The 26,944-nt window shown below is 69.5% G+C and carries 27 protein-coding genes; 14 read left to right on the top strand and 13 right to left on the bottom strand.

What is annotated here, in order from left to right; genetic code table 11:
* Window positions 1–48 precede the first annotated feature (48 nt).
* Window positions 49–1,560 (top strand): AMP nucleosidase, encoded by a 1,512-nt coding sequence (locus tag MW290_RS16080; protein ID WP_250198729.1) that lies wholly within the window; start codon window positions 49–51, stop codon window positions 1,558–1,560.
* 28 nt (window positions 1,561–1,588) lie between these two features.
* Here MW290_RS16080 and MW290_RS16075 read toward each other — a convergent pair whose 3' ends face one another.
* Both MW290_RS16075 and MW290_RS16070 read right to left on the bottom strand, forming a co-directional pair.
* Window positions 1,589–1,867: a hypothetical protein gene (locus tag MW290_RS16075; RefSeq protein ID WP_250198728.1), complete on the bottom strand. Its 279-nt coding sequence runs from the start codon at window positions 1,865–1,867 to the stop codon at window positions 1,589–1,591.
* Window positions 1,867–2,589, bottom strand: a complete 723-nt coding sequence (locus MW290_RS16070) for a hypothetical protein (RefSeq protein ID WP_250198727.1) — start codon at window positions 2,587–2,589, stop codon at window positions 1,867–1,869. The genes MW290_RS16075 and MW290_RS16070 overlap by 1 nt, the downstream gene beginning before the upstream one ends.
* Before the next feature lie 280 nt (window positions 2,590–2,869).
* Between MW290_RS16070 and fusA the strand changes: the two genes are divergently transcribed.
* The gene (gene fusA, locus MW290_RS16065) at window positions 2,870–4,945 is read left to right on the top strand and encodes an elongation factor G (RefSeq protein ID WP_250198726.1); all 2,076 of its coding nucleotides are present in this window, start codon (window positions 2,870–2,872) and stop codon (window positions 4,943–4,945) included.
* A gap of 48 nt (window positions 4,946–4,993) precedes the next feature.
* On the opposite strand, the gene MW290_RS16060 is transcribed toward fusA, so the two are convergent.
* Genes MW290_RS16060 through MW290_RS16050 form a run of 3 tightly spaced genes read right to left on the bottom strand, consistent with a single transcriptional unit; the run spans window position 4,994 to window position 8,330 of the window.
* On the bottom strand, window positions 4,994–6,241 hold the full coding sequence (locus tag MW290_RS16060) for an MFS transporter (RefSeq protein ID WP_250198725.1): 1,248 nt from the start codon (window positions 6,239–6,241) through the stop codon (window positions 4,994–4,996).
* Between the two features lie 10 nt (window positions 6,242–6,251).
* Window positions 6,252–7,457 (bottom strand): formate-dependent phosphoribosylglycinamide formyltransferase, encoded by a 1,206-nt coding sequence (gene purT / locus MW290_RS16055; RefSeq protein WP_250198724.1) that lies wholly within the window; start codon window positions 7,455–7,457, stop codon window positions 6,252–6,254.
* 18 nt (window positions 7,458–7,475) lie between these two features.
* Window positions 7,476–8,330 (bottom strand): aldo/keto reductase, encoded by an 855-nt coding sequence (locus MW290_RS16050; protein WP_250198723.1) that lies wholly within the window; start codon window positions 8,328–8,330, stop codon window positions 7,476–7,478.
* Between the two features lie 88 nt (window positions 8,331–8,418).
* Here MW290_RS16050 and MW290_RS16045 point away from each other — a divergent pair, with 88 nt between their 5' ends.
* The 4 genes from MW290_RS16045 (at window position 8,419) to MW290_RS16030 (ending at window position 10,978) form a co-directional block, all read left to right on the top strand.
* A complete protein-coding gene (locus MW290_RS16045; RefSeq protein ID WP_250198722.1) occupies window positions 8,419–9,003 on the top strand; it encodes a hypothetical protein in 585 nt (194 codons plus the stop codon).
* A 401-nt stretch (window positions 9,004–9,404) separates the two neighbouring features.
* On the top strand, window positions 9,405–9,566 hold the full coding sequence (locus MW290_RS16040; RefSeq protein WP_250198721.1) for a hypothetical protein: 162 nt from the start codon (window positions 9,405–9,407) through the stop codon (window positions 9,564–9,566).
* A gap of 57 nt (window positions 9,567–9,623) precedes the next feature.
* Entirely contained in the window at window positions 9,624–9,896 is a 273-nt protein-coding gene (locus MW290_RS16035; protein ID WP_250198720.1) for a hypothetical protein, read from the top strand.
* A 257-nt stretch (window positions 9,897–10,153) separates the two neighbouring features.
* Window positions 10,154–10,978, top strand: coding sequence for an HDOD domain-containing protein (locus MW290_RS16030; protein WP_250198719.1), 825 nt, complete (start codon window positions 10,154–10,156; stop codon window positions 10,976–10,978).
* A gap of 6 nt (window positions 10,979–10,984) precedes the next feature.
* Here MW290_RS16030 and MW290_RS16025 read toward each other — a convergent pair whose 3' ends face one another.
* Window positions 10,985–11,467, bottom strand: a complete 483-nt coding sequence (locus MW290_RS16025; protein WP_250198718.1) for an Lrp/AsnC family transcriptional regulator — start codon at window positions 11,465–11,467, stop codon at window positions 10,985–10,987.
* A 126-nt stretch (window positions 11,468–11,593) separates the two neighbouring features.
* Between MW290_RS16025 and hppD the strand changes: the two genes are divergently transcribed.
* Window positions 11,594–12,700 carry a 4-hydroxyphenylpyruvate dioxygenase gene (gene hppD / locus MW290_RS16020; protein ID WP_250198717.1) on the top strand — a complete coding sequence of 369 codons (1,107 nt, stop codon included), beginning with the start codon at window positions 11,594–11,596 and terminating at the stop codon, window positions 12,698–12,700.
* An 18-nt stretch (window positions 12,701–12,718) separates the two neighbouring features.
* Here hppD and MW290_RS16015 read toward each other — a convergent pair whose 3' ends face one another.
* Window positions 12,719–13,702: an esterase/lipase family protein gene (locus MW290_RS16015; protein ID WP_250198716.1), complete on the bottom strand. Its 984-nt coding sequence runs from the start codon at window positions 13,700–13,702 to the stop codon at window positions 12,719–12,721.
* A 143-nt stretch (window positions 13,703–13,845) separates the two neighbouring features.
* Between MW290_RS16015 and MW290_RS16010 the strand changes: the two genes are divergently transcribed.
* Window positions 13,846–15,531, top strand: a complete 1,686-nt coding sequence (locus MW290_RS16010) for a long-chain-fatty-acid--CoA ligase (protein ID WP_250200021.1) — start codon at window positions 13,846–13,848, stop codon at window positions 15,529–15,531.
* 2 nt (window positions 15,532–15,533) lie between these two features.
* Window positions 15,534–16,457 (top strand): MBL fold metallo-hydrolase, encoded by a 924-nt coding sequence (locus MW290_RS16005; protein ID WP_250200020.1) that lies wholly within the window; start codon window positions 15,534–15,536, stop codon window positions 16,455–16,457.
* A gap of 19 nt (window positions 16,458–16,476) precedes the next feature.
* Here MW290_RS16005 and dtd read toward each other — a convergent pair whose 3' ends face one another.
* Window positions 16,477–16,920 carry a D-aminoacyl-tRNA deacylase gene (dtd, locus tag MW290_RS16000; RefSeq protein WP_250198715.1) on the bottom strand — a complete coding sequence of 148 codons (444 nt, stop codon included), beginning with the start codon at window positions 16,918–16,920 and terminating at the stop codon, window positions 16,477–16,479.
* Window positions 16,921–16,927: 7 nt separating this feature from the next.
* Window positions 16,928–18,145 carry a tyrosine--tRNA ligase gene (gene tyrS / locus MW290_RS15995; protein WP_375142911.1) on the bottom strand — a complete coding sequence of 406 codons (1,218 nt, stop codon included), beginning with the start codon at window positions 18,143–18,145 and terminating at the stop codon, window positions 16,928–16,930.
* Between the two features lie 330 nt (window positions 18,146–18,475).
* Between tyrS and MW290_RS15990 the strand changes: the two genes are divergently transcribed.
* Window positions 18,476–19,747, top strand: coding sequence for a M23 family metallopeptidase (locus MW290_RS15990; RefSeq protein ID WP_250198713.1), 1,272 nt, complete (start codon window positions 18,476–18,478; stop codon window positions 19,745–19,747).
* Between the two features lie 13 nt (window positions 19,748–19,760).
* Entirely contained in the window at window positions 19,761–20,888 is a 1,128-nt protein-coding gene (locus MW290_RS15985) for an anhydro-N-acetylmuramic acid kinase (RefSeq protein WP_250198712.1), read from the top strand.
* Between the two features lie 4 nt (window positions 20,889–20,892).
* Here MW290_RS15985 and erpA read toward each other — a convergent pair whose 3' ends face one another.
* The 3 genes from erpA to rplM all read right to left on the bottom strand — a co-directional run bounded on the left by erpA (window position 20,893) and on the right by rplM (window position 22,256).
* Window positions 20,893–21,270 carry an iron-sulfur cluster insertion protein ErpA gene (erpA, locus tag MW290_RS15980; protein ID WP_250198711.1) on the bottom strand — a complete coding sequence of 126 codons (378 nt, stop codon included), beginning with the start codon at window positions 21,268–21,270 and terminating at the stop codon, window positions 20,893–20,895.
* A gap of 155 nt (window positions 21,271–21,425) precedes the next feature.
* The gene (gene rpsI / locus MW290_RS15975) at window positions 21,426–21,818 is read right to left on the bottom strand and encodes a 30S ribosomal protein S9 (RefSeq protein WP_250198710.1); all 393 of its coding nucleotides are present in this window, start codon (window positions 21,816–21,818) and stop codon (window positions 21,426–21,428) included.
* 9 nt (window positions 21,819–21,827) lie between these two features.
* Window positions 21,828–22,256 carry a 50S ribosomal protein L13 gene (gene rplM, locus MW290_RS15970; protein WP_250198709.1) on the bottom strand — a complete coding sequence of 143 codons (429 nt, stop codon included), beginning with the start codon at window positions 22,254–22,256 and terminating at the stop codon, window positions 21,828–21,830.
* Window positions 22,257–22,554: 298 nt separating this feature from the next.
* On the opposite strand from rplM, the gene MW290_RS15965 reads away from it, so the two are divergent.
* The 3 genes from MW290_RS15965 to MW290_RS15955 all read left to right on the top strand — a co-directional run bounded on the left by MW290_RS15965 (window position 22,555) and on the right by MW290_RS15955 (window position 24,960).
* A complete protein-coding gene (locus MW290_RS15965) occupies window positions 22,555–23,235 on the top strand; it encodes a GNAT family N-acetyltransferase (RefSeq protein WP_250198708.1) in 681 nt (226 codons plus the stop codon).
* Window positions 23,236–23,314: 79 nt separating this feature from the next.
* Window positions 23,315–23,947 (top strand): DUF2726 domain-containing protein, encoded by a 633-nt coding sequence (locus tag MW290_RS15960; RefSeq protein ID WP_250198707.1) that lies wholly within the window; start codon window positions 23,315–23,317, stop codon window positions 23,945–23,947.
* A 2-nt stretch (window positions 23,948–23,949) separates the two neighbouring features.
* Window positions 23,950–24,960 carry a serine/threonine protein kinase gene (locus tag MW290_RS15955; protein ID WP_250198706.1) on the top strand — a complete coding sequence of 337 codons (1,011 nt, stop codon included), beginning with the start codon at window positions 23,950–23,952 and terminating at the stop codon, window positions 24,958–24,960.
* A gap of 21 nt (window positions 24,961–24,981) precedes the next feature.
* On the opposite strand, the gene htpG is transcribed toward MW290_RS15955, so the two are convergent.
* On the bottom strand, window positions 24,982–26,853 hold the full coding sequence (gene htpG, locus MW290_RS15950; RefSeq protein WP_250198705.1) for a molecular chaperone HtpG: 1,872 nt from the start codon (window positions 26,851–26,853) through the stop codon (window positions 24,982–24,984).
* Window positions 26,854–26,944: the final 91 nt, after the last annotated feature.

Raw genomic sequence — 26,944 nt, 5'->3', positions numbered from 1 at the left:
CGGTGGCGCGCGGTCGGTGACGTCATCGACACGCGCCACAATGGTCCGATGATCGAACCCGACCTCCCGTCCCCCGTTCAGTTCACCGATGCCGACGCGGCCTTTGCGCATGCCAAGGCCTTGTACGACGCCGCGATCGCCCACCTGCGGCAGCACCTGAATGCCTTCCTGGCCGGCGAGCTGCCCGCTTCCCGCGTGCGCGCCTGCTACCCCTTCGTGCGGGTGGAGGTCGATACCGTGCGCCGCGCCGATTCAAGGCTTTCGTACGGCTTCGTGTCGGGGCCCGGCGTGTTCGAAACCACGCTCACCCGGCCCGAACTGTTCGCCGAGTACTACCGCGAACAGTTCCACCTGTTGATGCGCAACCACGCCGTGCCGTTGACGGTGGGCGTGAGCGCACAGCCGATTCCGGTGCACTTCTCGTTTGCCGAACACGACCACGTGGAGGGCACGCTGTCGCCCCAGCGCCGGCTGCTGATGCGCGACCTGTTCGACCTGCCCAACCTCACGTCGATGGACGACGGCATCGCCAACGGCACGCACGAAGCGGCCTTCGGCGAGGCGCAGCCGCTGGCGCTGTTCACCGCGCCGCGGGTGGACTACTCGCTGCACCGGCTGCGCCACTACACCGGCACCGCGCCCGAGCACTTCCAGAACTTCGTGCTCTTCACCAATTACCAGTTCTACATCGACGAGTTCGTGCGGCTGGGCCACGAGGTGATGGCGGCGGAGATGAGCGCGGGCGAGCCCGCCAGCGAGGGCTACACCCACTTCGTGGAGCCCGGCAACGTGATCACGCGCCGCGCCGGCACCGCGCACCAGCCGGGCGACGAGCTGGGTGCCGTGCCGCCGCGCCTGCCGCAGATGCCGGCCTACCACCTGGTGCGGCCCGACCGCAGCGGCATCACGATGGTGAACATCGGTGTGGGCCCGTCCAACGCCAAGACCATCACCGACCACATCGCGGTGCTGCGCCCGCATGCCTGGGTGATGCTGGGTCACTGCGCCGGCCTGCGCACCACGCAGCAGCTGGGAGACTACGTGCTGGCCCACGGCTACGTGCGCGAAGACCACGTGCTGGACGAAGAACTGCCGCTGTGGGTGCCGATTCCGCCACTGGCCGAAGTGCAGGTGGCGCTGGAGGCGGCGGTGGCCGACGTCACCCAGCTGTCCGGCTACGAGCTCAAGGGCGTGATGCGCACCGGCACCGTCGCCACCACCGACAACCGCAACTGGGAGCTGCTGCCCTTCCACCACCAGCTCACCACGCCGGAGCGGCGCTTCAGCCAGAGCCGCGCCATCGCGCTGGACATGGAAAGCGCCACCATCGCGGCCAACGGATTCCGTTTCCGTGTGCCCTACGGCACCTTGCTTTGCGTGAGCGACAAGCCGCTGCACGGCGAGATCAAGCTGCCGGGCATGGCCAACCACTTCTACCGCGAGCGGGTGGACCAGCACCTGCGGATCGGCATGCGCGCCATCGAGCTGCTGCGCCAGCTGCGGCTGGACGAACTGCACAGCCGCAAGCTGCGCAGTTTTGCCGAGGTGGCCTTCCAGTAAGGCCGGGCGGCCGGGCCTATCGCCGGGCCTATTTCTGCTTGCGGTAGGCCTCGTCCATCGGCGCGCCGCGGTCGGTGTCGCGCAGACCGCGCTTCAAGTCGTCATGCGCCTGCTGGATGCGCGGCTGCGGCTCGGCCGCTGTGTCGGCCGATTCGTCGCGCTCATTGGGCTGCTTGGGGTCCGGGCCGTCGTTGCCGTCCTTGGCGCGGTGGGTCTGGTCGTTCTGGCTGTGCTCGGTGGCGGCCTCGTCACGCGGGTGCGCCGCCTGGCTGTCGTGGTCGGTGGTGTGCACTGTGGTGCTTGGCATCAAAACTGTCCTCTCAGGTAAACCGCCAACCCGCCCCGGCGTGGCTTCATCTGCAGGCGATAGCCCGAATCGAGCTGCATGCCGATCGCACCGCGATCGAAACCCAGCCCGCGTGCCGCGCCGGCACTCTTGAATTCCATGCCGACGCGGGTGTTGTAGAGCGCCCCCTGGGCGTTGGGGTCGTTGGCCGTGTTCCACACGGCGGTGCCGGATGCATCGGCGTACATCGTGGTGCGCGGCGCCACATCCAGGCGCACCCCCACGGTCACAGCCGGCGCCGGGTTCAGCAGGCCGGCCGCCGGCGCCGCACTGCCTGGCAACGCCCGGTACCCCACCGCGCCCAGCCCCAGGCCCAGGCTGGCGCGCCCGCGCCCGAGCCACTTGCTGACGGTGACGCGCGACAGCTCGTCATGCACATGGCCCTGAGCATCGGCCACAGGCGCGGCCGGTGAGGTGGTACCAGCGCCGTCGTTCAGGGCCGCCTGGTTGGCCTCTCGCGCGGCGGGCGCCTGGGCGGCCACACGGCCGAGCAAGGAGGCCATAGCCACCGTGCCGCTCTGGCCGCCGGCGCCCGCCGGCGAGCCCTCTTCCACCGCGGCGGCGGGAAGAGCGGTCAGGGCCGCAACGCTCACCAGCATCGGCACCGCGCCCGGCAGGCAACACCACGCGGCCCCCGCGCTGCGGATGCGGCCTGGCCAGTGGGTGACGAAGCGGGTGGGCATGGCAGCTCTCGGCCCTTGAGTCTGAGGGCGCGCCGACCTCCGGCGCGATGGCTGCATCGTCCGACATCCCACTTCGGGGGGATGTCGGCCGCGCGGGGCAAATCTTGTAGGACAAGCACCGTGGGTCCGGTCACCGCGGCGGTAGGTGGGCTGTCCGGCCCCTGCCAATGCCCCGCTTGTGTGGCGCCCGGGCTTCCCGTAGGCTGCGCTGGCGCCCTGCGCCCCGGCAGGGATCTTCGAGAAGGCCGCCGATCGCGGCCCGACCGCCAGGAGACTGCCCATGCCACGCCCATCCAACGGCACCCCCGGCCTGCCCTCCGCGACCGTCGATCCCGCCGCGCTGCGCACGCTGGCGCTGGTCGGCCCGCAGGCCGCCGGCAAGACCACGCTGGCCGAAGCCCTGCTGCACCGTGCCGGCATGCTCACCGCACCCGGGAGCGTGGAGCGCGGCAGCACCGTCAGCGACCACGATCCGCTGGAGCGGCGGATGCAGCATTCACTCAACACATCGGCCCTGCACCTGGACCATGCCGGCCTGTGCATCCACCTGCTGGACACGCCGGGCGCGCCCGACCTGATCGGCCAGGCGCTGCCCGCGCTGGAGGCGGTGGAAACCGCGGCGGTGGTGATCAATGCCGCCGTGGGCATCGAGCCGATGGCCGTGCGCATGATGGCCTACGCCGCCGAGCGGCAGCTCGACCGGCTGGTGATCGTCAACCGCATCGACGCCGGCACCGACCTTCAGGCGCTGCTGGGCCAGATCCGCGAGGCCTTTGGCACCGAATGCCTGCCGCTGAACCTGCCGGCCGACGGCGGCAGCACAGTGACCGACTGCTTCTACCGCCGCGAGGGGCCGAGCGACTTTTCCAGCGTCGAAGCCGCCCACCGCGCGCTGGTGGAACAGGTGGTGGAGGTGGACGGCGACTTCGTCGAGCGCTACCTGAACGACGGCGACGTGGACCCGGCCGAGCTGCACGCGCCGCTGGAACAGGCGCTGCGCGAGGGCCATCTGGTGCCGGTGTGCTTCGTCTCTGCCCGCACGGGCGCCGGTGTGGCCGAGCTGCTGGACGTGATCGCCAAGCTGCTGCCCAACCCCACCGAAGGCAACCTGCCCGCCTTTTTGCGCGGTGAGGGCGAGGCCGCGGTGCCGCTGACCGCCACGCCCGACCCCGCGCTGCATGTGCTGGCCCATGTGTTCAAGGTGGCGGTGGACCCGTTCGTGGGCAAGCTGGGCGTGATGCGGGTGCACCAGGGCACCATCACCCGCGACAGCCTGCTGTACGTGGGCGATGGACGCAAGCCGTTCCGGGTGAACCACCTGTTCCTGCTGCAGGGCAAGGAGCATGTGGAAGTGCCGCGCGCCGGGCCGGGCGACATCGTGGCCGTGGCCAAGGTGGATGAGATCCACTTCGACGCGGTGCTGCACGACGCCGCCGAGGACGACCACATCCACCTCAAGCCGCTGCCGTTTCCGGTGCCGGTGCACGGCCTGGCCATCGAGCCCAAGCGGCCGGGCGACGAGCAGCGGCTGTGGGAGATCCTGGCCAAGCTGGTGGACGAAGACCCGTGCCTGAAGGTGGAGCATGCCGCCCACACGAATGAAACGGTGGTGTACGGCCTGGGCGAGCTGCACCTGCGGGTGCTGATGGACCGCCTGCGCGAGGTCTACAAGTTCGACGCCCACACCCGGCCGCCGCGCATCGCCTACCGCGAGACGCTGACCGCACCGGCTGAAGGCCACCACCGCCACAAGAAGCAGAGCGGCGGCGCCGGCCAGTTCGGCGAGGTGTACCTGCGAGTGGAACCGCTGCCGCGCGGCGCCGGCTTCCAGTTCGTGGACGAGGTGAAAGGCGGCGCCATCCCCGGCACCTTCATTCCCGCGGTGGAAAAAGGCGTGCGCGAGGTGCTGGCGCACGGCGTGATCGCCGGCTACCCGGTGGTGGACGTCAAGGTCACGGTGTTCGACGGCAAGGCCCACAGCGTGGACAGCAAGGAAGTGGCCTTCGCCACCGCCGGCCGCAAGGCCTTCATCGCGGCGATGCGCGAGGCCCGGCCCATCGTGCTGGAGCCCATCGTCGACCTGGAGATCACCGCGCCTGCGGCGGCGCTGGGCGACATCACCGGCGACCTGTCGGCGCGCCGCGGATTGATCAGCGGCACCCAGCCGGGCGCGGCCGGGCAGGTGGTGGTCAAGGGCCAGGCGCCGCTGTCGGAGCTGAGCGCCTACCAGTCACGCCTGAACGCGATGACCAGCGGCCAGGGCCGCTACACGCTGGCCCTGAGCCACCACGACCCGGTGCCGCCCAACGCGCAGGCGCAGCTGACGGCACAGTTCAAGCTGAGAGAAGAGGACTGACGTCAGCCCCCAAGCTCGCTACGCTCGCGCCCCCCCGAGGGGGAGCGTTCAGCCTTGGGGCGGCCCGGCGGCTGAACCTCTGCAAGAGGCTTGCTGCGCTCGCGCAGATCGCACCGCCAGCGGCATCACCAGCGACACCGCCACGCACAGCCCGCTCATCGCCGCGATGACCGCCGGAAACGGCACGCCGGCGTCGATGAGCACGCCGCCCAGGCCCGGGCCGGCCGCCGAGGCGGTGACCAGCACCGCCACCACCACGCTGCGGATGGCGCCGACGTGGCGCACGCCGAACAGTTCAGGCCACAACGCACCCATCAGCGTCAGCGAGATGCCGTCGGTGAGGCCGTACAGCACCATGAACACCGGCACCGCCCAGGCCTGCGGCACCAGGCCCAGCACCAGGCAGCCGGCGCCCAGCGGCAGCAGGTACAGCGGCAGCCACTGCGCGGCGCTGCTGCGGTCGATGCGCGGGCCGGCCACCAGCGACGACAGCACCGTGACCACCGCCAGCACCGACAGCGAGGCCGCCATGGTCTGCAGCGACCAGCCCCGCACCTCCGCCAGGTGCGCCTGATGAAAGAACACCAGCCCGGCGATGAAGGCCGGCGGCAGCACGCCCAGCAGCGCCAGCCAGAACAGCGGCGTGCGCAGTGCCTGCGCGCGGGTGCGGTCGGGCGCCGCGCGGCGGGCGGCGGCCACGTCGGCGGCGCGGGGCTGGCGCTCCTGCCCCGCCAGCCAGGTGAGCAACGGCCACACCGCCAGCAGCAGCAGCAATGCCACCGCCAGCCAGGTGTGGCGCCAGCCGATCACCGCCGCCAGCGCCACGAAGGCGGCCGGCAGCAAGGCCTGCCCGCCGTTGAAGCCCAGCGTGGCCAGCGACATCGCCCGCCCGCGCTCGGCCGCGAACCAGCGGCCCAGCACGTGGAAGGCGGTCTGCGGCATCAGCCCCTGGCCGAAGAGCCGCAGCCCCACCAGCGCCAGCAGCACCGCCGCCCAGTGGGTGGACCAGGCCAGCAGCGCCGCGAACAAGGCCAGCCCCGCCACCACCCAGGCCACCACGCGGCGTGGCGGATGGCGGTCGAGCAGGCCACCCAGGTGCGGCAGCGCGAAGGCGCTGGTGAGCGTGGCCGCCATGTACAGCGCCGAAAACGCGCCGTGCGACCAGCCCAGCTCGCGCCGCAGGTCGCCCACCGACATCGCGATGAAATAAGTCTGGCCGACAGCGCCGAAGAACAGCAGCAGCCCGCCCAGCGCCAGCCAGCGCGCGTTCTCGCGCAGGAAGGCGAGCAGGTTCAAGTGCCCAGGGTCATGCTTGGCGCGGCCTCACCCGCCCAGCGGCCTGCTTGGCGTTTACGCGGGCCTGCTCCACGTCGGCGTCATAGGCCAGGGCCACGCCCATGCGGCGCTTGGCGAAGCTCTCGGGCTTGCCGAAGAGGCGCAGCTCGGTGCGCGGCACACGCAGCGCCTCGTCCACGCCATCGAACACGATGCCGGCCGCTTCCACGCCGCCGTAGATCACCGCGCTGGCGCCGGGCGTGCGCAGCGTGGTGTCCACCGGCAGGCCCAGGATGGCGCGGGCATGCAGCTCGAACTCGTTCTGGTGCTGGGTGATCATGGTCACCATGCCGGTGTCGTGCGGGCGCGGGCTCACCTCGCTGAACCACACCTGGTCGCCCTTGACGAACAGCTCCACGCCGAACAGGCCCTGGCCGCCCAGGTCGCCGGTCACTGCCTGGGCGATCTGCCGGGCCTTGTCCAGCGCGGCCGGGCTCATCGGGTGCGGCTGCCAGCTTTCCACATAGTCGCCGCTGACCTGGATGTGGCCGATGGGGTCGCAGAAGTGCGTCTGCACCTGGCCGTCGGCGCCCTGGGCGCGCACCGTCAGCAGCGTGATCTCGTAGTCGAAGTCGATGAAGCCTTCGACGATCACCCGGCCGTGGCTGACGCGGCCGCCGGCCATAGCCGCCTGCCAGGCCGGGCCCACGTCGGCCGGGCCGTCCAGCTTGCTCTGGCCCTTGCCCGAGCTGCTCATCACCGGCTTGACGACGCAGGGGTAGCCGATGCCCCCATCGATGGCGGCCTGCAGCTCTTCCTGCGAATCGCAGAACTTGTACGGGCTGGTGGGCAGGCCCAGGGTTTCGGCGGCCAGCCGGCGGATGCCTTCGCGGTCCATGGTCAGGCGGGCGGCGCGGGCGGTGGGGATCACGCGCACGCGGCCTTCGGCTTCCAAGGCTTCCAGCACCGGCGTGGCGATGGCCTCGATCTCGGGCACCACCAGCTGCGGCTGCTCGGCCTCGATCAACGCCCGCAGCTGCGCCGGATCGCTCATGGTGATGGTGCGCGCATGGTGGGCCACCTGCTGGCCGGGCGCATTGTCGTAGCGGTCCACCGCGATGGTTTCCACGCCCAGGCGCTGCAGCGCGATCAGCACCTCCTTGCCGAGCTCGCCGCTGCCGAGCAGCATCACTTTGGTGGCGTGGGGGGACAGCGGGGTGCCGAGGGTGACGGTCATGGCAAGAAGGTTCAAGGGTTAAAGCATGGCCAGCGGCTGCTTGCGCCGCGGCGGGGGAAACAAGGCGTCGAGCTGGGCCAGGTCGTCGGGCGACAGCGTCAGATCGGCCGCGGCCAGGTTCTCGCGCAGGTGCACTTCGCGCACGGCCTTGGGGATGGCCATCGTGCCTGGCTGCGCCAGCAGCCAGGCCAGCGCCACCTGCGCCGGCGTGGCCTGCAGGCGGCGGGCGATGTCGTCCAGGCCGGGCTGGGCGGCCAGCGCGCCCTGGTCGATGGGCGAATAGGCCATCACCGGCATGCGCCGCTGGCGCTGCCAGGGGGCGACGTCGAACTCGATGCCGCGCTGGCTGAGCGAGTAATACACCTGGTTGGCCGCGCAGGCCGCGCCGCCGGGCAACGCGGCGAGCTCTTCCAGGTCGTCGAGGTCGAAATTGCTCACGCCCCAGTGGCGCACGAGGCCACGCTGCTGCAAGGCGGCAAAGCCCGCCAGCGTGTCGGCCAGCGGCACACCGCCGCGCCAGTGCAGCAGGTACAGGTCCAGCTGGTCCAGGCCCAGGCGGCGCAAGCTGCGTTCGCAGGCGGCCTGCACGCCGGCACGGCTGGCGTTGTGCGGGTACACCTTGCTGACGATGAAGAGGTCTTGCCGCGCCACCGTGCCCGCGCGCAGCGCCTCGGCCAGCGCCTGGCAGACCACGGTTTCGGCACCGCCTTCGCCGTACATCTCGGCGGTGTCGATCAGCCGGTAGCCCATTTCCAGCGCCTGCCGCACCGCGGCCACTTCAGCCGCCTGCTGGCGCGGCGCTTCGCCCATCTTCCAGGTGCCAAGACCCAGGGCGGGCACACGCTCGCCGGTCGGCAACGTCACTTCACGCATGTCGCGCTTTCATCGCAGGTGGGGCGGTGGGGGTTGAAGCAGCCAGTGTAGGCCGCAGCTGTGGATAAGCCGCCTTTATCATCCCCCCATGTCAAACCGTCCCCGCGATGTCGCGCAGATCAGGCTCGACAACGCCCTGGTGCTGTTCGACGAGTTCGTGCGCTCCACCGTCAAGCATGCCGATGCCGCCACACTGCGCGGCCTGGAACGGCGTTTCGCCGAGCGCCTGCAGATCCAGCCGAGCTACTGGAGCCAGATCAAGAGCCGCTCACGCCAGATCGGCGACCGCCTGGCGCGCCAGTTCGAGCAGCTGTGCCACAAGCCGCCGCTGTGGATGGACCAGCCGCGCGAGCCGGCCGGTGCACCCGCGGCCGACGCGCAGGCGCCGACCACCATGGCCGCCGCGATGAACCCCGCGGCCGCCCCGGCGGACGACACCCGCCTGCCCCGCGACGACGACGAACGCTTCATCGTCGGCCTGGTGCTCACCTATTACCGCCGCCATCCGCAGCGCGCCAGGGCAAGATTGCTTGATCTGCTGGGTGAAGTGCTGGTGCCACCGGCCACACCCGCGCCACCGCCGCCGTCGCCGCGTGCCGCCACGGACGACGCCCACGCGTTGTGGCTCAAATCCCAGAGCGGCGTCGCTCCCCTGAAGCCGAAGAAGCGCTGAGCCGGCGTTGGATTTGGCGCTGGCGTTTGCCATTTGCATTTGCGCCACGCTTCCCTAGTCTTAGGGATGAAGACTCTTGCGCAAGATAATCGTTTGTTTATCATGCGCAGCAAGCGGGCAGCAGCACGCCTGCACCCGGCGACACCCCTTTCCACCACCCGCAGCAGGAGCGACATGGTTTCCGTCCTTGTGCGTCGGCCTCAGGCCGATCGCCACTGCCCGCCGTGCCGCGGGTGTCTCGCATCCCACCGTGTTGAAGGTCCCGTGAGGGGCCAGCCAGGCCATCCGCGGCAGTAGCCGCCGCATGTGCCACGCCTTCGGGCGACGGCTTCTCCACGGCCCGGGTTGCCCACGCACCCGGGCCGTTTCGCTTTCTGTTGTCCCTGATTCGGAGCAACCCCATGAAGATCACCCTGAACCTCTCCCGCCCGCGCAACCCGCTGGCACTCGCTGCCCGCTCCCGCCGTGCAGGCGCGCATCGCCCAGGCCCCGGCGCGCTGCGCCAGCAGGCCCGGCGCGCCCTCCAGCGCGATCTGGACAGCATGAAACCACCCAGCCCATGAACTGAAGGGCGACCGGCCTCCCACGCAGCAGGCCGGCGCCGCCAAGGAGAGATCCCCATGTCGCAGCAAAGCCTGCAAGGGTCGGCCGCTGAGGTCCGCCACGCCCTGCAACCCGCCAGCCTGCCGGCGCGCCTCGTGGCCGCCGTGATGCTGCAGGCCAGCCGCCGGCTGGCCCGTGCCGCCCGGTCGCTGGCCCTGTCGTCACCCCGCCGTCCGCCCCGCCAGGACGATACGGTGGTGGAGTTCTACGCCGAAGCCGGCGCGCCCGAAGGGGCGCTGTACGTCGACGGCCAACGGGTCGGCACGCTGCAAGGCGTGTCGCGGCTGTGATGCGCCGCGCCGACCGCCATGCCGTCTGGTTGACGGCCGCCGTGATGGTCGCCTCGCTGCTGGCCGCCACGGTGCCCGCCCTCGATGCCACCGGCGCGCCGATGGCCGGCTGCGGCGCCGCAGCCGGCCCGGTGTCCGACCGGGCCTGCGGGCCACGGCCCGCCCAGGGTCAGCCCGGGTGCAAAACCACCGGGAGTTGCCGATACACCGGTCAACTTCCGTGATCGCACCCGGGCCTTTGGCCCTAGCCTGTCGCCATGCCACCGCTGCTGGACCGCCCCCTGCCCACCCTGGATGCCTGGGTGGCGCATTTCCGTGATGCGCCGGTGCCGGTGCTGGCCGACAGCGCCGACATCCTGGCCGCGCTGTCCGTCAACGAAGACGCGGTGGACGCCCACACGCTGGCCGAAGCCCTGGGCGACGATCCGCTGCTGACCGCGCGTGCGCTGGCCCACGTGGGCCGCCACCACCGCCGCGACACCGGCATCGAGACCCTGACCGCCGCCATCGTGCTGATGGGTGTGCCGCCCTTTTTCCGCACCTTTGCCGACCTGCCGACGATGGAAGACCGGCTGGCCGACTGGCCGGCCGCGCAGGAGGGACTGCACCGCGTGCTGGACCGCGCCCACCGGGCCGCCCGCTTTGCGCTGGGCTTCGCGGTGCAGCGGGTGGACCGCGATGCGATGGTGATCCGCGAAGCCGCCCTGCTGCACGACCTGGCCGAAATGCTGCTGTGGTGCCATGCACCCGCGCTGGCGCTGGAGATCGCCGCGCGCCAGCAGGCCAACCCGGCCCTGCGCTCGGAGGCTGCCCAGTGCGCGGTGCTGGGCGTGGCGCTGGCCGACGTGCAGCTGGCACTGATGAAGGCCTGGTCGCTGCCCGAGCTGCTGCTGCAACTGGCCGACGACCGCCGCGCCGAGACCGGCCAGGTGCGCAACGTGCTGCTGGCCGTGCGCGTGGCCCGCCACACCGCGCTGGGCTGGGAGAACCCCGCGCTGCCGGACGACGTGGCCGACATCGCCCAGTTGCTGCGGCTGAGCCCCGCCAGCACGCTGGCGCTGCTGCACGAGATCAACGACTGACCGGGCTCACAGCGGCACCGCCGTGGTGGCCTTCACCCGGTCGAGCACGAAGCTGGTCTTGCAGTCCTGCACGCTGGGGTGGCGCAGCAGCACGTCGGCGATGAAGCGCGCGTAGTGCGCCATGTCCTGCACCAGCACCCGCAGCAGGTAGTCCATCTCGCCGGTCAGCGACACGCACTCCACCACCTCGGGCCAGGTCTGCACCGCAGCGCGGAACAGGTCCATCGGGTTGCGCTTGGAACTCTCGGCCTGCTTTTCCAGCCGCACGTTGACGTAGGCGGTCAGGCCCAGGCCCACCGACTCGGCGCGCACCAGGGCCACGTAGCCGGCGATCACGCCCGCTTCTTCCAGCCGCTTGACGCGGCGCAGCGCGGCCGAGGGCGACAGGCCCACCTCGGCGGCCAGTTCGTCGTAGGTGATGCGCCCTTGGGCTTGCAGCGCCCGAAGGATGCGTCGATCCAGGTTGTCCAGCGGCTCTTCGGTCGCCATTCGCGCCCCAAACGCAGTTTTCCTGCGCCAGCATAGCCTTACCCGCCGGAAAACGCAGGAACTTTGCGCCACCGGGCTCCTAGAGTGAATGGCTGATCCGCCCCACAGCGACAACGGAGACACGCCATGCAGTTCACCCCCTGGGACAACCCGATGGGCACCGACGGTTTCGAGTTCATCGAATACGCCGCACCCGACCCGGCCGCGATGGGCCAGGTGTTCGAGCGCATGGGCTTCAAGCCCATTGCCCGCCACCGCTACAAGAAGGTGACGCTGTACCGCCAGGGCGAGATCAACTTCATCCTGAATGCCGAGCCCGACTCCTTCGCGCAGCGCTTCGCGCGGCTGCACGGCCCCAGCGTGTGCGCCATCGCCTTCCGCGTGCAGGACGCCAAGGCCGCCTATGAGCGCGCCACTTCGCTGGGCGCCTGGGGCTTTGCCGACCAGGCCGGCCCGGGCCAGCTGAACATCCCGGCGATCAAGGGCATCGGCGATTCGCTGATCTACCTGGTGGACCGCTGGCGCGGCAAGAACGGCGCCAAGGAAGGCGACATCGGCAACATCGGCTTCTTCGACGTCGACTTCGAGCCGCTGCCCGGTGCCGAGCTGAACCCGGTGGGCCACGGCCTGACCTACATCGACCACCTGACGCACAACGTGCACCGCGGCCGCATGAACGAATGGGCCGAGTTCTACGAGCGCCTGTTCAACTTCCGCGAGATCCGCTACTTCGACATCGAAGGCCAGGTCACCGGCGTCAAGAGCAAGGCGCTGACCAGCCCCTGCGGCAAGATCCGCATCCCCATCAACGAAGAAGGCAACGACACGCCGGGCCAGATCCAGGAGTACCTGGACCACTACCACGGCGAAGGCATCCAGCACATCGCGATGGGCGCGCGCGACCTGTACCAGACGGTGGACGCGCTGCGCGCCAGCGGCGTGAAGCTGCTGGACACGATCGACACCTACTACGAGCTGGTCGACAAGCGCATTCCCGGCCACGGCGAAAACGTGGACGAGCTGAAGCGCCGCAAGATCCTGGTGGACGGCAAGCCGGGCGAGCTGCTGCTGCAGATCTTCAGCGAGAACCAGCTGGGCCCGATCTTCTTTGAGTTCATCCAGCGCAAGGGCGATCAGGGCTTCGGCGAGGGCAACTTCAAGGCGCTGTTCGAAAGCATCGAGCTGGACCAGATGCGCCGCGGGGTGCTCAAGACGGACAAGTCTCCCGCTTGAGATCTGCCCCCAAGCTCGCTACGCTCGCGCCCCCCCGAGGGGGAGCTCAGTCCCTTGGGGCGGCCCGGCGGGACTGAGGTCCAGCCGCCTCAGCACCTCGGCGAACACCGCCGGGTGCCCCAGCAGTTGCACATGGGCCTGGCCCGGAACATGCCGGTTGTCGGCGCCCGGCAGCATGGCGGCCGACACGGGAAACACCACGTTGTCGCAGTCGCTGTAGAAGCAGGTGAAGCCGGCGTAACCCGCCGGCTTTTCTGTTTCCGCCAGACCTTGCAGCCAAGGCCCGTGCAGCCGCATCTGGCGGGTGTTGTCGGCGCGGCCGAAGCGCGCCAGCCAGGTGCCGTGGTGCGGCGTGCCGATGGTGATGACGCCGGCGGTGCGCTTGGCCAATGCACCCGCAGCGCCACCCACATGCAGCGCCGCAATGCTGCGCAGCCAGGCCCGCACCACCAGGCCACCCATGCTGTGCGCCACCACCAGCGGTGCCTGGCCGGTGGCCTGTTCGGCCCGGCGCACCGCGGCTTCCAGCGCGGGCGCATGGCGCTCGATGGCCGCCCATGGCGGCGACAGGGTCACCGCCACGAAGGGGTGGCCCGCCGCCCGCAGCCGGCGCATCCAGGGGTTCCACATCGCGCGGTTGCACATGAAGCCGTGTACCAGCACCACCGCGCGCCGGCCCTGCGCCTCGGGCGGCCAATGGTCGGGCTCGGCGTGCGTGCGCCAGGGCTGGCGCCAACCGAACACCGCCACGCCGCAGCCCACCTCGTGCCACCAGGCTTTGGCCACGGCCGCCCATGAGGCACGCGGCACCGGCTGGTGCACATGCACGCGGCGCATCAACAGCATTTCCAGCGCCAGCACCGGCGCATGCGGCAAGGCCAGCAGCAGGCTGCCCAGCAGCGCCACCAGCGGCTGGCCGCGGTGCAGCCAGGCGCCGTTCCACAGCAGCAGCGCGGCGACGAGGGCCAGCCCCAGCGCCCGCTGCAGACGCGCTGCCGTCATAGGGCTGGACAGAGGACAACTACCGTGGCATTAGCGGCGCGCAGGCGCCAAGATGGGACGGAACAAATTGCGGGTGATTCCATTCGCATGACCCTGTGCAGACAGAAGGAAGCTCAAGCGTGATCGCCGACACGGTACCTCTGATCGACCGCCCCTGGCTGGCGCACTACCCGGCCGGGGTGCCGGCGTCCATCGACAGCAGCGCTTACAGCTCGCTGGTCGACCTGCTCGAAGACTGCTTCCGTCGCCATGCCACGCGCAACGCCGCGATCTGCATGGACGCGACGATGACCTACCGCGAGCTGGACGAGGCTTCGCAGGCGCTGGCCGCCTGGCTGCAGGCCACCGGGCTGGAACGCGGCGCGCGGGTGGCCTTGATGATGCCCAACCTGCCGCAGTACATGGTGGCGCTGGCCGCGGTGCTGCGGGCGGGCTACGTGGTGGTCAACGTCAACCCGCTGTACACCGCGCGTGAGCTGGAACACCAGCTCAAGGACTCGGGCGCGCAGGCCATCGTGGTGCTGGAAAACTTCGCCGCCACGCTGGAAGAAGTGATTCACCGCACCGAGGTGCGCCACGTGGTGCTGGCCGCGATGGGCGACATGCTGGGCTTCTGGAAGGGCCGGCTGGTCAACTTCGTGGTGCGGCATGCCAAGCGCATGGTGCCCGAGTTCCGCCTGCCGGTGGACGAGAGCCACACCGTCACCCGCTTCAACGACGCGCTGGAGGCCGGTAGCCGGCTGCCGCTCAAGCGCCCGGCGCTGCAGCCCGACGACATCGCCTTCCTGCAGTACACGGGCGGCACCACCGGCGTGTCCAAGGGCGCGATGCTGCTGCACCGCAACGTGGTGGCCAACATCCTGCAAAGCGAGGCCTGGTTCGCGCCCGCGCTGGCCAAGCTGGGCGACCAGCCGCCGGTGATCGTGTGCGCGCTGCCGCTGTACCACATCTATGCACTGACGGCCTGCAACTTCCTGGGGCTGCGGCTGGGCATGGTCAACCTGCTGATTCCCAATCCGCGCGACATCCCCGGCTTCATCGCCACGCTGGCCAAGCATCCGCCCAACATGTTCCCGGCGGTCAACACCCTGTTCAATGCGCTGCTGAACAACCCCGACTTCCACCGCCTGGACTTCAGCGCGCTGAAGATCAGCAACGGCGGTGGCATGGCGGTGCAGCAGGCCACGGCGCAGCAGTGGCATGCGCTCACCGGCTGCTGGATCGTCGAGGGCTACGGCCTGTCGGAAACCTCGCCGGTGGCCACGGCTAACCGCATCGACATCACCGGCTTCACCGGCAGCATCGGCCTGCCGATGCCCAGCACCGACATCGCGATCCGCGACGACGAAGGCAACGACGTGCCGCTGGGCACGCCGGGCGAGATCTGCATCCGCGGCCCGCAGGTGATGCCGGGCTACTGGCGCCGGCCCGACGAAACCGCGCGCGTGATGACGCCGGACGGCTACTTCCGCTCGGGCGACATCGGCGTGATGGACGCCAAGGGCGAGGTGCGCATCGTCGACCGCAAGAAGGACATGATCCTGGTCAGCGGCTTCAACGTGTACCCGAACGAGATCGAGCAGGTGGTGGGCCTGCACCCCGGCGTGCTGGAGTGCGCCGCGGTGGGCGTGGCCGACGACAAGTCGGGCGAGGCGGTCAAGCTGTTCGTGGTGCGCAAGGACGGCGCGGCGCTCGATGAAGACGAGCTGATGCGCTACTGCAAGGACAACTTCACCGGCTACAAGCGGCCCAAGTACATCGAGTTCCGCGACGAGTTGCCCAAGACCAACGTGGGCAAGATCCTGCGGCGCGAACTGCGCAAGCCTTGACGGTGCACCCGTCGTTCGAGCGCCTCGGCCTCACGGTGCTCGAGCGCGGCTGGCTGTCGGCCAACAACATCGTCTTCGAAGGCCGGCCGGGCTCGCCACCGGCGGTGGTGGACACCGGCTACGTCAGCCATGCGGCGCAGACGCTGGCGCTGGTCGGGCAGCTGCTGCCCGAGGGGCCGGCGCGGGTGATCAACACCCACCTGCATGCCGACCACTGCGGTGGCAATGCCGCGCTGCAGGCCGGCAGCGGCGCCGAGTGCTGGGTGCCCGCGCCGCTGGTGGCGGCGGTCAACCGCTGGGACACCGCCGGTGCACTGAGCTTCGAGGCGATCGACCAGCGCTGCGACCGCTTCAGCGCCCACCACGGCCTGGCCGACGGCCAGTTGCTGCGCCTGGGGGGCCACGACTGGCAGGTGCATGCCGCGCCCGGCCATGACCCCGATGCGGTGATGCTGTTCGAGCCCACCCGGCGGGTGTTGATCTCCGGCGATGCGCTGTGGCAGCAGCGCGTGGCCATTGTGTTCTCGGAGCTGGTGGGCGAAGACGGCATCGGCCCGGCGCTGACCGCGCTGCAGCGCATCGAGGCACTGGCACCGCAGATCGTGATTCCCGGCCACGGCGCGCCCTTCACCGCGGTGGCCGAGGCCATCGCCGCCAGCCGGCAGCGCCTGGCGCAGTTCGCGCAACAGCCGCTGGCCCACCTGCGCTACGCACTGCGGGCGCTGGTCATGTTCCACCTGCTGGAGCTGCGCAGCCGGCCGCGCGACACGCTGCTGCAGTGGATGACGAGCACGCCCTTGCTGGCCGGCATCGCACGGCAGTTGCCGGCGGGCCTGGCGCTGGCCGACTTCGCGGCCGACAACCTGGACCGGCTGCTGCACGACGGCACGCTGGTGGCCGAAGCTGGGCAGGTGCGCCTGCCCTGACGGCGACGCCCGGGCGCGCTCAGGCGCCGAGGTTCAGCGGTATGGTCACCGGCCCGTCGTTGAGCAGCCGCACCTGCATGTCGGCGCCGAATTCGCCGGCCTGCACCAGCGGGTGCTGGGCGCGGGCGCTGGCCAGCACCGCTTCATACAGCTCACGCCCCAGCGCCGGCGGTGCCGCCCCGGTGAAGCTGGGCCGGTTGCCGCTGCGGGTGTCGGCCGCCAGCGTGAACTGCGAGACGATCAACAGCCCGCCGCCCACGTCCTGCAGGCTGCGGTTCATCTTGCCCGCCTCGTCGCTGAAGATGCGCAGCTCCAGCAGCTTGGCCACCAGCTTGTCGGCCACCGCCGGCGTATCGGTGGGCTCGGCGCACACCAGTACCAGCAGGCCGCGGCCGATCTGGCCCACCACGCGGCCCTCGACCGTGACCGAGGCCTCGGCCACGCGCTGCACCACGCTGAGCATGTGGCGCTCAGCCCAGCGTCACGCGGGCGAACTTGCGCTTGCCCACCTGCACCACATAACAGCCGGGCTCCACCTTCAGCCCCTTGTCCGACAGCACGGTGCCGTCGATGCGCACGCCGCCCTGCTCCACCATGCGCAGGCCTTCACTCGTGGAAGGCACCAGGCCGGCCTGCTTGAGCAGCGCACCGATGGCCAGCGGCCCGCCCGACAGCGCCACCTCGGGGATCTCGTCGGGCACGCCGCCGCGCGCGCGGTTCTGGAAGTCCTGCTCCGCGGCTTCGGCCGCCGCCGCGCTGTGGAAGCGCGCGGTGATTTCCTTGGCCAGCAGCACCTTGGCGTCCTTCGGATTGCGGCCCGCCTCCACCTCGGCCTTGAGCGCCGCAATCTCGGCCTCGGAGCGGAAGCTCAGCAGGGTGAAGTACTTCCACATCAGCACGTCGCTGATCGACAGCAGCTTGGCGAACATGCTGTTCGCCGGCTCGGTGATGCCGATGTAGTTGTTCTTGCTCTTGCTCATCTTCTCGACGCCGTCGAGGCCTTCGAGCAAGGGCATGGTCAGGATGCACTGAGGCTCCTGCCCGTATTCCTGCTGCAGGTGGCGGCCCACCAGCAGGTTGAACTTCTGGTCGGTGCCGCCGAGCTCCAGGTCGCTCTTGAGCGCCACCGAGTCGTAGCCCTGCATCAGCGGGTACAGGAACTCGTGCACGCTGATCGGCGTGTTGGCGCTGTAGCGCTTCTGGAAGTCGTCGCGCTCCATCATGCGCGCGACGGTGTAGCGGGCCGCCAGCTGGATCATGCCGCGCGCGCCCAGTGCGTCGCTCCACTCCGAGTTGTAGCGGATCTCGGTGCGCGCCGGGTCCAGCACCAGGCTGGCCTGCTTGTAGTAGGTCTGCGCGTTGTGCTCGATCTGCTCTTTGGTGAGCGGCGGGCGGGTGGCGTTGCGGCCCGAGGGGTCGCCGATCATCGAGGTGAAGTCGCCGATCAGGAAGATCACCTGGTGGCCCAGATCCTGCAGCTGGCGCATCTTGTTGAGCACCACGGTGTGGCCGATGTGGATGTCCGGCGCGGTCGGGTCCAGCCCCAGCTTGATGCGCAGCGGCGTGCCGGTGGCCTCGGAGCGTTGAAGTTTTTTCAACCAATCGGCTTCGGGCAGCAGTTCGTCGCAGCCGCGGCGGCTGATGGCCAGCGCTTCCAGCACGCGATCGGACGGCTCGGCGTCATTCACATTTATTGACATGGAGGGCTTGTAAATCCAGAAGACCAACCTACTCGAACGAGGGGGTCGGTCGATATACTCGTAGGACAACGAGAACACGTCCCTATCGACGGCGTCCGACGCCTGATCTCGATTCTAGCGATCACCCCTCGGACGCTTTTCTTTCGACACCGTGGCCCAGCAGTACGCGCTGCGCTGCACGACCTTCGGGGCCCATCGTCCCGCCGACTCAAATTGGAATCTTTGGGAACGCTGGCGCGTGTTGGCACCGCCGTTGAAAATTTCCGTAGACGTCACCCCCGCGGGATCACCGTCGCTGTCGTCACCTTCCTGGCCGGCGTGTCGGCCACGGCCTTCGGCATTGCGCCCATGGCGCCGGATGCGGCCGACCTGCCGCAACGCATCATCAGCGAGCCGGTGGCGCACGAAGCCGTCAGCAGCCAGCTGGAAGCGCTGGCCGCCCATGAGCTGACGCTCAGCCGCAACGACCTCACCCGCCCCAGCGACACGGCCGACAGCCTGCTCAAGCGCATGGGCGTCACCGACGCGGCGGCCGCCAACTTCCTGCGCCGCGACCCGGTCGCACGCCGGCTGCTGGATGGCCGCTCCGGCAAGATGGTGCAGGTGGTGGCCGATGGCGACGGCCGCCTGGTGAGCCTGGTGGCGCGCTACGCCGCCGAGTCGACGGACAGCACCGCCAGCCAGTTCACCCGCCTGACGGTGGAGCGCGACGGCAGCAGCTGGCGCAGCCGCATCGCGCTGGCACCGCTGCAGTCGCAGGTGCGCTTGGCCAGTGGCACCGTGCAAAGCTCATTCTTCGCCGCCAGCGACGAAGCCCGCATTCCTGACGCCATTGCGGCGCAGATGGCCGAGATGTTCGCGGCGGACATCGACTTCCACCGCGAATTGCGCAAGGGCGACACCTTCAGCATCGTCTACGAGGCACTCACCGCCGACGGCGAGCCGATCACCTGGAACCAGGGTACCGGCCGCGTGCTGGCCGCCGAGTTCGTGAACGGCGGCAAGGCCTACCAGTCGGTCTGGTACAGCGACGCTGGCGGCCGGGGCGCCTACTTCGGCTTCGACGGCCAGAGCAAGCGCCGCACCTTCCTGGCCAGCCCGATGGAGTTCTCGCGCATCACCTCCGGGTTCGCGATGCGCTTCCACCCCATCATGCAGACCTGGCGCGCCCACCGCGGCGTCGACTACGGCGCGCCCACCGGCACCGCGGTGCGCAGCGTGGCCGATGGTGTCGTCACCTTCGCCGGTGTGCAGAACGGCTACGGCAACGTCATCGAAATCCGCCACACCAACGACCGCAGCACGCTGTACGCGCACCTCTCGCGCATCGGCGTGCGCAAGGGTGAGCGCGTGAGCCAGGGCGAAACCATCGGCGCCGTCGGCTCCACCGGCTGGGCCACCGGCCCGCACCTGCACTTCGAGTTCAAGGTGGACGGCCAGCAGCAGGACCCGCTGAAGATCGCCAAGAGCTCCGAGGCGGTCACCATCTCGTCGGCGCAGCGCGCCGACTTCACCGCCCGCGCACTGACCTACAAGGCCCAGCTGGCCCTGGCGCAGACGATCTCGGGCGCCCACGGCGCCGGCGACTGACGCGACCGCACGGATGGCGCTTCTTGGCCATCCGGCGCCGGGCCTGTACATCGGCCTGATGTCGGGCACCTCGATGGACGGGGTGGACGCCGTGCTGGCCGACATCGGTGCCGGCGGCGGCACCGTGAAGGTGCTGCGCCATGGGCACGCCCCCTTCTCCCCCGCGCTGCGCGCCGAGCTGATGGCGCTGAACCAGGCAGGCGACAACGAACTGCACCGCGCCGCCCTGGCCGCCAACGGCCTGGCCCTGGCCTATGCCGAGCGGGTGGACGCGCTGCTGGCCGACCTGCCGCGCGCGCAGGTGCAGGCCATCGGCGCCCACGGGCAGACGGTGCGCCACCGGCCCGGCGAGTTCGATGGCCATGGCTACACGCTGCAACTGCTGAACGGCGCGCTGCTGGCCGAGCGCTGCGGCATCCCGGTGGTGTGCGACTTCCGCAGCCGCGACGTGGCCGCAGGCGGCCAGGGCGCGCCGCTGGTGCCGGCTTTTCATGCCGCGCTGTTCGCCCGCGCGGGGCAGGCCGCGGCGGTGCTCAACCTGGGCGGCATCGCCAACCTCACGCTGCTGGGTGCCCAGGGCGCCGTCACCGGCTTCGACTGCGGCCCGGCCAATGCACTGCTGGACGGTTGGTGCGAGCGCCACACCGGCCACGCCTATGACGACGGCGGCCGCTGGGCCGCCAGCGGCCGGGTGGACGAGGCGCTGCTGGCGCGCTGGCTGCAGGAGCCCTTCTTCCACCGCGCGCCGCCCAAGAGCACCGGCCGCGACCTGTTCGACCCAGGCTGGCTGGACCGCGAAGTGCCGGCCGGCCTGAAGCCCGAGGATGTGCAGGCCACGCTGGCCGAGCTGACGGTGCGGCCCATCGTGGCCGACCTGCAGCGCCATGCCCCCGCCGCGCGCCAGCTGTGGGTATGCGGGGGCGGCGCCTTCAACCAGCACCTGATGCAGCGGCTGTCGGCGCTGCTGCCCGGCGTGCGGGTGGCGCCCACCAGCGAAGCCGGCATCGACGTGATGCAGGTGGAAGCCGCGGCCTTTGCCTGGCTGGCGCAGGCCTTCATGGAACAACGCCCCGGCAACCTGCAAGAGGTCACCGGGGCGCTGGAGCCACGTGTGCTGGGTGCCTGGCACCCAGCGGGCTAGGTGGTCAGGCCGAGAAGCTGGAGCCGCAACCGCAGGTGGTGGTGGCGTTCGGGTTCTTGATCACGAACTGGGCGCCCTGCAGGTCGTCCTTGTAGTCGATCTCGGCACCCACCAGGTACTGCAGGCTCATCGCGTCGATCAACAGCGTCACGCCGTTCTTGCTCATCTGCGTGTCGTCTTCGTTCACGATCTCGTCGAAAGTGAAACCGTACTGGAAGCCCGAGCAGCCGCCGCCCTGCACGAACACACGCAGCTTCAGTTCGGGGTTGCCCTCTTCGTCCACCAGCTCCTTGACCTTGGCGGCCGCGCTGTCGGTGAAGATGATGGGCGCCGGCATTTCATCGGCAACGGGGGTGGCAATCGGTTCGGCTACAGCGTTCATGGAGAGCTCCTTCAAAGAGGACATGCGGACGAACCGCTTGCATTCAACCTGCATTATCGCGACTGTGGCCTGCCCCCACGCGCAGGGCGGGCTACTGTGGCGCGATGGCGAAAAAAAGCCGCCCGGAGGCGGCTTCTTGGCGTCGGCAGGCGCGATCAGCGCTTGCTGAACTGCTTGCGGCGACGAGCGCCGTGCAGACCGACCTTCTTACGCTCGACTTCACGAGCGTCGCGGGTCACGAAGCCGGCGTTGCTCAGCTCGGACTTCAGCGCCGCGTCGTAGTCGATCAGCGCGCGGGTGACGCCGTGGCGCACCGCACCGGCCTGGCCGCTTTCGCCACCGCCGTGCACGTTGACCTTGATGTCGAAGGCTTCGACGTTGTTCGTCAGGAACAGCGGCTGCTTGACGATCATGATCGAGGTCTGACGGCCGAAATACTGCTCGACCGGCTTGCCGTTCACCGTGATCTGGCCCGTGCCCTTCTTGATGAAGACACGTGCGACAGACGACTTGCGACGGCCCGTTCCGTAGTTCCAATTGCCGATCATCTCAGCTCCTTAGATTTCCAGCGTCTTGGGCTGCTGAGCGGCGTGCGGGTGGGTGTCACCAGCGTAGACCTTCAGCTTCTTCACCATCGCGTAGCCCAGCGGACCCTTGGGGAGCATGCCCTTCACGGCCTTTTCCAGGGCGCGGCCGGGGTGCTTGGCCTGCATGTCCTTGAACTTGGTCGCGTAGATGCCGCCCGGGAAGCCCGAGTGACGGTAGTACACCTTGTCGTTGGCCTTGTTGCCGGTGACACGGAGCTTGTCGGCGTTGATGACGATGATGAAATCACCGGTATCGACGTGAGGCGTGTAGATGGCCTTGTGCTTGCCGCGCAAACGGAGTGCCACTTCGCTGGCAACACGTCCGAGCACCTTGTCGGTGGCGTCGAGCACAAGCCACTCGTGCTTCACTTCGGCCGGCTTGGCGCTGAAGGTCTTCATGAGAGGTCTTTCGATGGGGGTGCGCCGCTGTGGCACACCCGAAAACGGACTTGCATGGCGCGTCTGCTTCTTCGGTGCCATTCTTGCGAGGTGGCCTCTCAGTCGCTGCCGGCGCCATTGACATGGCCCCGGCGTGCACGCCCTTGCCCCGTCCGCAAAGAGGGCAAGCCCGCGAGTATATGCGCATTTGCTGCATCGTGCAGCAGCCGGCTGGGCATGGCTGCCCAGCGCGCGGCCGGCGCTCTCGCTACACTCCTAGGGTAAACACTGATTCGCCCCGCTGTCGCCCGGAGTCCGCATGAACACTCGCACTGCCACTTCCCCCGCCGAGCCCGGCCCGGCAGCGCGGTACCGCTGGCTGCCGGTGCGTTCATTGGCGCAGCGCCACCGGCCGCGCATCCTGTCACACCTGCTGGCGCTGAAGGACGGCGACCGCTACCTGCGCTTCGGCTATGCCGCCTCGGACAGCCAGATCGGCCGCTACGTCGACGGCATCGACTTCGTGCACGACGAGGTGTTCGGCATCTTCAACCGACGGCTCGAACTGGTGGCACTGGCCCACCTGGCAATGCTCAGCCCCGTGCCCGGGCAGCCGCGCTCGGCCGAGTTCGGCGTTTCGGTGCTGGACAAGGCCCGCGGCCGCGGCTTCGGCGCCCGCCTGTTCGAGCATGCGGTGTTGCATGCGCGCAACCGGGGGGTCTCCACGCTGGTGATCCATGCGCTGAGCGAGAACACGGCGATGCTCAAGATCGCACGCAATGCCGGCGCGGTGGTGGAGCGCAGCGGCTCGGAGGCCGAGGCTCGCCTCAAGCTGCCGCCGGAAGACCTGATCTCCAACATGGAGCAGCTGCTGGGCCGGCAGGCGGGTGAGATCGACTACCGCCTGAAGGTGCACGCGCGGCAGGTCAATGCCCTGCTGGACGGCCTGTCGTCGGTCAAGACCTTCTTCAGCACCACGGGCCGCGGCGCCCGTGAGTAGCCGGCCGGGGCGTACACGCGGAAACCGGGCGTCGCGGAGCGGGCATTAACATCGCCCGCTTGCCTTCCCCCCTCCACCGATGCACCCGTCGATGCCCTGGTTGATCGCCTGGGCCGCCATCGCGCTGGGCAGCTTGCTGTTCCTCGTGGCGGTCCTTCGCCGCCGCCGCCCTGCCAACCGACCGCCGGTGCTGCCCGATGAATGGCCGCTGGGGCCGCGTCCGGTGTTCAGCGCCGAGGAGCGCAGCGTCTACCGCCAGCTGCGCGAGGCCCTACCCGCGCACGTGGTGCTGTCCAAGCTGCCGCTGCTGCGCTTTTGCCACCCCAACGACCCGGCCAGCCTGCGCTATTGGTACGAGCTGCTGGGCAGCCTGAACGTCTCGTTCGCGGTGTGCACCGGCAGCGGCCGGGTGCTGGCGGCGATCGACATCGAGTCCGGCGGCCGGCTGTCGCGCCGGGGCCAGCGCATCAAGGAATCGGTGCTGGCCGCCTGCCAGGTGCGCTACCTGCGCTGCAAGGCCCACGCCCTGCCCACCATCCCCGAGTTGCAGCTGATGGTGGCCGACACCGCCGCCACACCCGCCCCCGCCGAGCCTGCCTGGGCGGCCTATCGCCAAACCGGCACGCCGGAGTCCAGCGGTTTCATCGACTCCTTCCTGCTGGGGTGGCGCCGCTCGACCAACGCTGCACGCAGCGGATCTTCCGGACGCTGATCATGACCGGCTACGCCGAACTCGACCCCGGCCTGGTGCTGGAGGCGCTGGACGCCGTCGGCCTGCGCGGCGATGGCCGGCTGCTGCAGCTCAATTCCTACGAGAACCGGGTGTTCCAGGTGTTCCTGGAAGACGGCGACGTGGTGGTGGCCAAGTTCTACCGCCCGGGCCGCTGGACCGATGCGCAGATCCTGGAAGAACACGCCTTTGCGCTGGAACTGGCCGAGGCCGAGGTGCCGGTGATCGCGCCGCGCCGACTGCAGGCGGTGGCCGATGCGCCGCTGGCGGTGCAGCTGGCCGGCGACCCGCCGACGCTGGCCACGCTGGGCGCCGGTGAGCAGCCGCACCGCTTCGGCGTGAGCCCTCGCAGCACCGGCCGCGCGCCCGAGCTGGAAGATCCGTTGGTGATGGAGTGGCTGGGCCGTTTCCTGGGCCGCCTGCATGCGGTGGGTGCGCAGGCCCGCTTCGCGCACCGGCGCACGCTGGACGTGGCCACCTTCGGCACCGCCGCCCGCCAGCGTCTGCTGGACGGCCGCTTCGTGCCCGAGCCGCAGGATGTGTTGTGGGCCGATGCCAGCGCCCGCGCGCTGGCGCTGGCGCAAGCCGCGTTCGACGGTTTGCCGCAGGCGCGGCAGCTGCGGCTGCACGGCGACTGCCACCCCGGCAACATCCTGTGGCGCGACGAAGGCCCGCACGTGGTGGACCTGGACGACGCCTGCAACGGCCCCGCGGTGCAGGACCTGTGGATGCTGCTGTCGGGCGACCGGCCGACGATGTCGATGCAGTTGGAATGGCTGCTCGAAGGCTACGAACAGTTCATGCCCTTCGACCGCCGCGAGCTGACGCTGATCGAGCCGCTGCGCACGCTGCGCATGATCCACCACAGCGCCTGGATCGCCGAGCGCTGGAGCGACCCGGCCTTCCCGGCGGCGTTTCCGTGGTTCGGCACCGCCGCCTACTGGCAGCAGCAGACGCAGCAGCTGCGCGAGCAGATCGAAGCGATGGAGGGCTGAGGAAGACAGCCCCCCTCCTGGTCAGGCCGTCAGAAGCCGCGTCACACGCTGCACATGCTCGGCCGGGCTGTCCAGTTGGCCGCCTTCGGCCAGCCAGGCCTGGTCGAACAGCAGGTTCGCCAGATCGTCGAAGTGGGCTTCGTCCGCTTCCAGGCGCTTGACCAGCGCATGCGCCGGGTTCACTTCCAGGATGGGCTGGGTCTTGGGCGCCTGTTGGCCGGCCTGCTTGAGCATGCGGGCCAGGTGGGCGCTCATGTCGCCTTCTTCCACCACGATGCAGGCCGGCGAATCCACCAGCCGGCTGGTGGAGCGCACGTCCTTCGCACGGTCCTTCAGCGCGGTCTTGAGCCTCTCGAGCACGGGCTTGAAGGCCTCGGCCGCTTCTTCGGCCTGCTTCTTCTCTTCTTCGTCCTGCAGCTTGCCCAGGTCCACCGCTCCCTTGGCCACGCTCTGCAGCGGCTTGCCTTCCACCTCGTAGAGGTGCGAGAGCATCCACTCGTCCACGCGGTCGGTCAGCAGCAGCACCTCGATGCCCTTCTTGCGGAAGATCTCGAGCTGCGGGCTGCTCTTGGCGCCGGCCAGGCTGTCGGCGGTGATGTAGTAGATGGCCTCCTGGCCTTCCTTCATGCGGCCGATGTAGTCGGCGAACGAAACGCCCTCGTCGGCCTGGGTGGAGGCAAAGCGCAGCAGCTTGACCAGGCGCTCCTGGTTGGCATGGTCCTCGCCCACGCCTTCCTTCAGCACCGCGCCGAACTCCTTCCAGAAGGCCGCGTACTTGTCCTTCTGGTTCTCGGCCACGTCCTCCAGCATGCCCAGCACGCGCTTGGTGCTGCCTTCGCGGATGGCCTTCACGTCGCGGCTTTCCTGCAGCAGCTCACGGCTGACGTTCAGCGGCAGGTCGGCCGAGTCGATCACACCCTTGACGAAGCGCAGGTACACCGGCATCAGCGCCTCGGCGTCGTCCATGATGAAGACGCGCTTGACGTACAGCTTCACGCCGCCACGCTTGTCGCGGTTCCACAGGTCGAACGGCGCCTTGGCCGGCACATACAGCAGCTGGGTGTACTCGCTGCGACCTTCCACGCGGTTGTGGGTGTAGGCCAGCGGCGCCTCGGTGTCGTAGCTGATCTGCTTGTAGAACTCCTGGTACTCGGCGTCGGTGACGTCGCTCTTGCTGCGCGCCCACAGCGCGGCGGCCTTGTTGACCGTCTCCCACTCGTCCTTGACCACCTGTTTCTGCGCCTCTGCGTCCCACTCCTCCTTCTTCATCAGGATGGGCAGCGAGATGTGGTCGGAGTACTTGCCGATGATGGACTTCAGCCGCCAGGTGCTGAGGAACTCGGACTCCTCGTCGCGCAGGTGCAGGATGACGTCGGTACCGCGCTCGGGGCGGGTGATGGTCTCCACCTCGAACTGGCCGGAGCCGTCGCTGCTCCAGCGCACGCCCTGGTCGGCGGCCAGGCCGGCGCGGCGGCTTTCCACGGTGATGCGGTCGGCCACGATGAAGCCGGAGTAGAAGCCCACGCCGAACTGGCCGATCAGGTTGGCGTCCTTCTTCTGGTCGCCTTCCAGCTTGGACATGAATTCGCGCGTGCCGCTCTTGGCGATGGTGCCCAGGTGCGCCACCGCCTCGTCGGCGCTCATGCCGATGCCGTTGTCACGGATGGTGATGGTCTTGGCTTCAGCGTCGAACCACACCCGCACTTCCAGGTTGGGCGCGTCCTCGTAAAGCGCGTTGTTGTCCAGCGCCTCGAAGCGCAGCTTGTCGCAGGCGTCCGACGCGTTGGAGACCAGCTCGCGCAGGAAGATCTCCTTGTTCGAGTACAGCGAGTGCGTCACCAGATGCAGGATCTGCTGGACTTCGGCCTGGAAGGCAAGGGTTTGTTTTTCCATGGTCGTTCGAATGTATTGCCAACGAGGGTTGAACCGGTGACCTGCGATATGGGGCAGCCCCGCGCGTTTTTCAACAGCCCCTCGCGGGGCC

It is taken from the genome of Aquincola tertiaricarbonis (assembly GCF_023573145.1).
GTDB classification, from domain to species: domain Bacteria; phylum Pseudomonadota; class Gammaproteobacteria; order Burkholderiales; family Burkholderiaceae_C; genus Aquincola; species Aquincola tertiaricarbonis_B.
The sequence above is the reverse complement of the archived record's forward strand: the minus strand, read 5'-3'. Positions and strand labels throughout refer to the sequence as shown.